3 protein-coding genes are annotated in these 3,795 nt (G+C 71.2%); 2 read left to right on the top strand and 1 reads right to left on the bottom strand.

Translation table 11 applies throughout. From position 1 onward, the window contains the following. Window positions 1-208 precede the first annotated feature (208 nt). Both LHA35_RS27945 and LHA35_RS27940 read left to right on the top strand, forming a co-directional pair. Window positions 209-1,249 (top strand): hypothetical protein, encoded by a 1,041-nt coding sequence (locus LHA35_RS27945; protein ID WP_226614595.1) that lies wholly within the window; start codon window positions 209-211, stop codon window positions 1,247-1,249. 852 nt (window positions 1,250-2,101) lie between these two features. Further along, entirely contained in the window at window positions 2,102-2,959 is an 858-nt protein-coding gene (locus LHA35_RS27940) for a KilA-N domain-containing protein (protein ID WP_226614592.1), read from the top strand. Between the two features lie 99 nt (window positions 2,960-3,058). Here LHA35_RS27940 and LHA35_RS27935 read toward each other — a convergent pair whose 3' ends face one another. Further along, the gene (locus tag LHA35_RS27935; protein WP_226614587.1) at window positions 3,059-3,400 is read right to left on the bottom strand and encodes a hypothetical protein; all 342 of its coding nucleotides are present in this window, start codon (window positions 3,398-3,400) and stop codon (window positions 3,059-3,061) included. Between the last annotated feature and the right edge of the window lie 395 nt (window positions 3,401-3,795).

Here is a 3,795-nt window from a genome sequence, read left to right as displayed (position 1 = left end):
GCGAAGACAGGTCGGGAAGCCGGTCCATCCCGAGCTTGAATCAAAAGCTCACGGCACACGTCAAGCACTTCCCCAGCGCCAAGCGGCAGGCCCATCGTCACCGGGGGATGAGCAGGTACCCGGCCGGAGCCGGAGGCTGCATGGCCATGAGTAGACACCGGGATGCCAACGCCCTGGTGGACGTCGGGAACGGATAGCGAGGAGCGCCATGGCGCTGGGTGAAACCAAGTGGGCGCAGATCCGCCTGGAGTGGGAGTTCGGCCTGCTCTCCAATCGTGAGCTGGCCAGGAAGCACGGTCTCGACGAGCGCGCCATCCGCAAGCGTGCCAGCAAGCTGGACCAGGCCGGTGGTGCCTGGGTGAAGGACCCGAAGGCGCGCGAGGAGATCGAGGCGCGGGCGCGCCAGCTCGAGATCGCGGCGGCGCTGGGCCAGAGGCCCGTGGGGGTGACGACTGGGAAGCGCGGCAGGGGACGCCCGAGAGGGTCGCAGCGGAGGAGCGGGGAAACTGCGCAGCCGCCGGGCAGAAGTCCGCACCTGCGGACCGATTTTCCGGCCGAGGGGATGCGGACTTCTCCGAATTCCGACAATTGGTTAGCCGGCCAAGCCACGGAAAAACCAGCAGGAAAGGGCCGAAAAGTCCGCACCCTTACCGGCCTTGCCAACGCCGCGCAGGCTGCGGACTTTCCCGCTGGCGCAGCCTTCGGTCCGGTCTCCGACATGGCCGAGGCCGAGCCGATGGCGCGGGTGTCCGACCCGGACCTGCGGACGGCGATGCGGGCACAGGTCATCGAGGCCCAGGCCCGGGACCTGGCAGCGGCCAACATCCGGCACCTGGGCCGGCTGGAGATCGCGGGCTCGATCGTCGATCGGTTGGGGCAGCTGCTCGACGACTACCTTGCTGGCAGCGAGGAGGTGGGCATCCGGGCAAGCCAGGCGCTGAGCCGGCTCCTGGCCGGCCGGGGCGACAGTCTGGGCGGGCACCTGCAGGCTTACATGAAGGCGCTGGGCAGCCTGCAGACCCAGATGCGCCGGGCGCTCGGAGCCGACGACAGGTCGAAGGTCGACGTGATGATGCCCGGCGCGGGTCCGCAGGCGGTGCCGAGCCAACTCGACCACGGGTTCGACGTCACCGCCCTCCCCACCGACCAGCTGACTGCCCTGCTCGCTCTGGCCGACCTGGTGACTGCCCAGCAGGGCGAGGCGCCGCTCCCCATGCCACCCCCCGATCCGGGCGCGCGCGACTGCTGATGGACACCTGCCGACAAAGCCCCGCTCATTCGCATCAAGCGGGAGGGCTGCCGCATGTCCAGCGGCTTCCTCGACCACAGCGGGGCTGGGGGCTGTCGTCCTGGCCTCGCCGGCCCTGCGGCACGCTCGCTGCCCGGGCATACCTCTCCCTTCCCGTACCCTTCGCCATTTCCTCGCGCGCGAAGCGGGGTGAGGGGGATGCCGCCAGGACTGCCTTCCAGACCAACACCGGCCCTCCCGCCTCGGCCGGGCTGCGGGACCTGCGCTGGCCTGCGTGTTTGTTCTGATCTTGAAAATACAGGTCCGGCACCCCATCTCTGCTGCACGAGAGGCCCGGCCCGCCCGGCAGCCCCGCTCCCCTGAACAGCCACGCAGTCCAGTTCCGAAGAGGGTCGAGCACAAGCCGGCTGGCCTGGGGCAGGCGGTGGCAGCAGCGATGCTGCCCGGCCCTGCCCGGCGCCGCCCCTGCCCGGGCCCAGGGGGCGGGCCGGCAGCCTCTCCTCCCCTCGTCACGCACCCGGCGGGCCTCTGAGCGTCTACAACGCTGCAGAAAGCCCGGCCCCGCGCATCCGGCCCTTTGCCGGCCGCCCTCTGCGAACCCCAGCCCTGCCAGCGGTGGCACGGCGGTGCGAAGGACGAGGCCACCCGGTGCCCCCCACCCAGGCGGGGCACCGGCCCCGCCGCCGCCGCGTGGCGGCTGGCGCGGCACCAGGCCGTGCCGCGGCGTTCAGGCGCCCCCCGGCGGGCCCACCGGCCCGGCTGAACGCCTGCCCCCTCTCCAGCGGGTCTCGGCAGCTCCGAGCCGACCGCAGCGGCCCCTTGAGCAAGGCCGAAACCCTGTTGGAGATCACCATGACCCCCACCAGCACCCTCAGCTACCAGGGCCGGCCCATCCGCCTCCAAGGCACCATGCTGAACCTGACCGACATGTGGCGGGCAGCAGGCTGCCCGGAGCACCGGCGCCCGACCAGCTGGCTCATCCTCGAGGAGACCGCGCGCTTTCGCGCCCATGCCAGGGCGCACCTGGCCGAGCCAGACGAGCCGGCAGGCGATAATGTGGTCCACGACCACATTATCGCCCTCGAGCCCGACGGCTTCGTCGCCACCCTGCGCGGCCGCCACGGCGGGACCTGGGCGCATTGGCAGCTCGCGCTGTCCTACGCCCGCTACCTCTCCCCGGAGTTCCACCTCTGGTGCAACACGGTCGTCCGCCGCGCCATGACGTGGCGCGTCGGCCCGCCCATGGCGGAGCACGATCCGCTGCACCGGCACCTCGTCCAGCAGTTCGGTGACCTGCACCGCCGCCTCGACAGCCTCGAGCGGCATGCAGCCGACCTGATGTTCCTGGTCCTCTCGGCCCAGGACATCCTGCTCGACAAGCGGCGGGACTTCTCGGAGCGCAGCCAGGCGACGCTCGTCCGGGTCACCGCGGCCGAGCCCTTCGAGGGCCAGTGCCCCTGCTGCCTGCGCGAGCCCGTTCTCACCGAGGCCGGCCGGCCGGCGCCCGGCGCCGAGTTCGACCACTTCTTCCATCGCGGCCTGAACCGGCCGGAGCATGGGTGGTTGATCTGCGCCCCCTGCCATGCCGAGCTGACCTATGGCGGCTATCTCCTCCGCTTCCTGCGGCTGCCCGAGTTCCGCGCCTTCCAGGGCGCGGTGCTCGAGCACCGCCGCCGGGAGCGCGCTGCTCCTGACGATCAGCCGAGATAGCCACCCCAGCCCTCCCCCGCGGAGGGCACCCAAGAGCCCCATGACCTCAAGCCGAGGTCATGGGGCTTTCTGCATGTCAGGGTGCGATGGCGCCGCGGCTCAGCCGCGGGGGCGGGCCGGCTGGCCGGCCAGGCTGGTGCTGGCGGCCGGGGCCGGCGCATAGACCAGCCTCTGCTCGGTGCCGCCGCCCTCGATTTGGGCAACCAGGCCGGACGGCGCCTGCGCCATGGTCGGGCCGGCATAGGCAAGGCTGCGGCTGCCGCCCTCGCCGGTGAGGCGGGCAAGGCCGCCGCCCACCACGTTCTGGCTGGGCTCGGCATACGCGACCCGCGGGCCGCCATCGCCGCCGCCGCCGATCAGCCGGGGGCCGTTATCCTGGGCCTGGGCGGCACCAGCGGTGCCAAGGGCGAGCACGGAAGCGATCAGGGCATTGCGGAACATGGTGGGGTCTCCGTCTGGACCGGACGATGGCCCGGTGTTGGGGAGATGGATACCGCTCGATTAGATCGCGCACGATAGACAAGGCCGCATGGCTGCCCTGCAATTTGATCGTACATGAGAAAGTCGCTAACGATCTAATGGCCGGACACCAGGGCGCCACACCCGGAGGAAACCGCCATGCCCGCGACCAGCCCCGCCGAGCCCCGCCTCGACCTCGACGAGTTCCTCTGCTTCGCCATCCACTCCACCGCCCAGGCCATCGGCCGGGCCAACAAGTGAACCGCACCGGGATGGCCGGAGGCTTTTGTGCTTGGGTCATGCCGCCAGGGCGGTTGTCTCCCGTTGGGCATAGTAGCGCGCCTCGGCCTCGGCGGGAGGGATGTTTCCGATCGGCT

Source organism: Roseicella aerolata, from assembly GCF_020523605.1.
Taxonomy (GTDB): domain Bacteria; phylum Pseudomonadota; class Alphaproteobacteria; order Acetobacterales; family Acetobacteraceae; genus Paracraurococcus; species Paracraurococcus aerolatus.
This window is presented reverse-complemented; position numbering and strand designations above follow the sequence as displayed.

What these genes read in the sequence shown, in the direction of transcription:
- LHA35_RS27945 (WP_226614595.1), top strand. Translation starts at nt 209, where the DNA reads ATGGCGCTGGGTGAAACCAAGTGGGCGCAGATCCGCCTGGAGTGGGAG.
- LHA35_RS27940 (WP_226614592.1), top strand. Translation starts at nt 2,102, where the DNA reads ATGACCCCCACCAGCACCCTCAGCTACCAGGGCCGGCCCATCCGCCTC.
- LHA35_RS27935 (WP_226614587.1), bottom strand. Translation starts at nt 3,400, where the DNA reads ATGTTCCGCAATGCCCTGATCGCTTCCGTGCTCGCCCTTGGCACCGCT.